2 protein-coding genes and 1 pseudogene are annotated in these 3,231 nt (G+C 71.1%); 1 reads left to right on the top strand and 2 read right to left on the bottom strand.

Features of this window, described 5'->3' with window-relative positions:
- Positions 1-850: pseudogene (locus D7Y13_RS40190) on the bottom strand (hypothetical protein); the annotation flags it as partial.
- Between the two features lie 213 nt (positions 851-1,063).
- Here D7Y13_RS40190 and ruvX point away from each other — a divergent pair.
- Positions 1,064-1,522, top strand: a complete 459-nt coding sequence (gene ruvX, locus D7Y13_RS40185) for a Holliday junction resolvase RuvX (protein ID WP_120538317.1) — start codon at positions 1,064-1,066, stop codon at positions 1,520-1,522.
- Between the two features lie 62 nt (positions 1,523-1,584).
- Here ruvX and D7Y13_RS40180 read toward each other — a convergent pair whose 3' ends face one another.
- Positions 1,585-3,171, bottom strand: coding sequence for an ArnT family glycosyltransferase (locus tag D7Y13_RS40180; protein ID WP_199732990.1), 1,587 nt, complete (start codon positions 3,169-3,171; stop codon positions 1,585-1,587).
- Positions 3,172-3,231 lie beyond the last annotated feature (60 nt).

Raw genomic sequence — 3,231 nt, 5'->3', positions numbered from 1 at the left:
CATCCGAACCGTGACCCGACGAGCCACCCGAGCCACCATTGCCCGGACGCCCCGCGCCTCCCGTGCCACCACTGCCCGGACGCCCCGCGCCACTGCCCGGGCCCGGCCCGGAGCCACCTCCCGTGGCGGGCGGCGCGCAGTCCGACGGCGCCGGCTGGCAATCCGACGGCGTGGGCGTGGGCGAAGGACGGCCCGGACGCTCCGGACGTCCGTACTTCGCGAAGTCCGCGGCCAGCCGCTTCGACTCCTGCTGGAGGCTCATCAGGTCGATGCGGTCGTCGTTGAAGTTCGGCACTGGAACGAAGAGCACCTTGTTCTTCGCCGTGTCCACCTGCTCGAAGAAGCCCCGGTTCTCGACCATGAACTTCGCCGCGTCCCGCAACGACGGCGACACGTTCGCGTCCTGCGAGATGCGCTGGAGGTCGCCGTGCGACAGCGTGCCGTCCTTGCGGCCGTCCATCAGGTCCAGGTAGCCGAAGTTCGCCTCCAGCGTGCGCAGCGAGTCCGCGTAGTCCAGCAGCTTCGGATCCAGCGGGCTCCGGCTTCCGGAGGCGCCGGATCCCGCCTGCGAGCCCCCTGCGTTCGCGGAGGGCGCGTAGCCCGCGGATGCCTTCGCCGCGTCCTGGGGCGCGCAGTACTCCGTCTTCGCCGGTGGGTTCTTCTTCAGTTCATCCGCGACGCCCAGCGCGCCACTGGCCGCCATCATCACGTTGCCGGTCATCACCCCGGCGGCCGTCTTGATGGAGTTGGTGAGGACCGGGGGCAGACCCAGGGCATTGCCCGCCAGGTCGACCACGGCGGTCATGGGACCGCCCAGCAGGTTCGCCACGCCTTTGAGGATGTCGAGCATCAAAACTCCCGCGCGATGGGTTGAAGGAGGTGCTGCCAGAGGACCGCGCGCCGTCTCTTCGGACGGGATCCGGTCATTGCAGCGGCGATGCCGGCCGCGGCACGGGGCGGCGCGAGCCATATCCAGGGGTTGGACGCGTGGAGGGCCGGCGTGCGTCCCCAGGCGCGGACGGGTCGGTCCACCGCGAGGGATTGCGGTTAGAGTCCGCCGCGCATGCGCACCTTCGGGCTCGACTACGGCACCAAGACCATCGGGGTGGCCGTCTCCGACGGACTGGGACTCACCGCCCAGACCGTCACCACCGTGCGACGCGCGTCGCTCAAGGCCGACCTCGCGGAGCTGTCCCGGCTCGTGAAGGAGTACGAGGTCACCCGCTTCGTCCTGGGCCTGCCGCTCAACATGAACGGGTCGGAAGGGCCGCGCGCGGAGGCCTCACGCAAGTTCGCGGACGTGCTCGGCCAGGCGCTCGGACTGCCCGTGGAGCTGTGGGACGAGCGGCTGTCCACCGTGGCCGCCCAGCGCACCCTGCTGGAGGCGGACGTCAGCCGCGCGAAGCGGCGCGAGGTCATCGACCAGCTCGCCGCGCAGTTCATCCTGCAGGGCTGGCTGGACGCGCACCGCGCCCCGGTCGAAGAAGGCTACGACCCGGAAGACTACGACCCGGAGGCGTGAACGAAGCCTGGAGCCGCTGAAAGCGGCCCCCGGGCCCCGAGCCCCGGGGCCCCTCCGATGCGTTACGGCTGACGGCGGTACACGTGCAGCGGGGCCTGGAAGCCGTCCTGCTCCACGTACGCCACGCCGTCGACCGTCAGCGTCCGCCCGTCCAGCGTCACGCCCTTGTCCTTGAGCAGGTTGCCCTCGTCGAAGCGCACCACCACGTCCGGCTTCGCGTCCTGGAGGCGCTGGCGGAAGGTGTCCCAGCGCACGCGCGCCATGCGCAGCTCCGGCAGGTTGGAGAAGAAGGCCAGCTGCAGGTCCATGTAGCGCGGGTCATCGTCGATGGCCGCCGCGCCGCCCCGGGCCGCCACCTCCTCCTTGAGGAAGCGCGCCACCTGCATTACCGCCACCGGGTTGGTGGACGTGGGGCTCACCGGGCGCAGGGAGTCATGCAGCCCGCCCTCCACGCGGAACGTGTAGATGCCCAGCGCCACCGGCATCACCACCGCCAGCACCGCGCTCACGCCCACCACCGCGCGGCGCGCGAAGGCGCTCCGGCCCGCCACCACCGCCGCGAAGCCTGGCGCCAGGAATACGGGCAGCAGCACCAGCTGCGTCACCGTGAAGCGCGCCAGCGGCACGAAGCTCAGCATCACCGCCGCGCGGAAGGTGAAGTACAGCGCGGGCAGGACCGCCGCCACCACCAGCCAGCGCGTCTCCGGGTGCTGCTTCCACGCCTTCACCATGCCCACCGCGCCCAGGAGCGCCACGCCGGGCGTCAGCGTGAACAGCGCCACCGCCGGCCAGAACCCCAGCTGCTGCAGCCGCCACCCCAGCGAGCCGCCGGCCCCACCGGAGTCCACCACCCACTGCCGGTGGAAGTCCTCCACCGCGTTGAGCGGGAAGAACGGGTCGCCGTGCGCCAGCTCGTTGCCCTGCATCCACAGCAGCGGAAACGGCAGGCACACCAGCCCGAAGCCCACCGCGCGCGTGAGCGACGCCACCCGGTCCTCGCTGCTGAACACCAGCGCCACCGTGAGCAGCGGGATGTACATCCACGCGTCGTAGCGCAGCGCGCACGCGAAGTTGAGCAGCACCGCGCCCCAGAACAGCGGCTGGAAGCGGTTCTCCTCCACCCCTTCGGCCACCAGCGCGAACACCCCCAGCATGAAGCACAGCGACACCGCCTCGCTGCCTGCCGTGGTGGAGAACTGCAGGTGCATGCCCCAGGCACTGAAGGCCAGCCCCGCCGCCACGCCCGCGCGCCAGCCGAACAACCGCCGCGTCAGCGCGAACAGCGGCACCACTGACAGCACGCCGAACACCAGGCTCACCAGCCGGCCCGCCACGTCCCGGTCGAACACCGACAGCAACGGGCCCACCAAGTACAGGTGCAGGGGGCCGAACTGGAACGTCCCATCCTTGTAGGAGGTGATGACGTGCGGCGAAGCCCACCACCGCTCCGCCAGCTCCGTGCGCACCACCGCGTCGCCGTAGAGGTTCTCGTTGATGAAGAACACGCCCAGCCGGGGCAACAGCGCCGCCAGGAGCAACAGCCCCACCAACCACCGCATCGACGGCTCGGGCTGTGGCGCGGGCACCGCGGACAGGCCGGGCACTGCGGAGGGGGAAGCAACGGCGGCGGGACTCGAGGCGGGAACCATGGCGCGCGCGAGGATACGCAGGCAGGGCTCAAAGCCAAGCCGGCGACCCACCCTCATGCC

Source organism: Corallococcus praedator (genome assembly GCF_003612125.1).
Taxonomy (GTDB): domain Bacteria; phylum Myxococcota; class Myxococcia; order Myxococcales; family Myxococcaceae; genus Corallococcus; species Corallococcus praedator.
The sequence above is the reverse complement of the archived record's forward strand: the minus strand, read 5'-3'. Positions and strand labels throughout refer to the sequence as shown.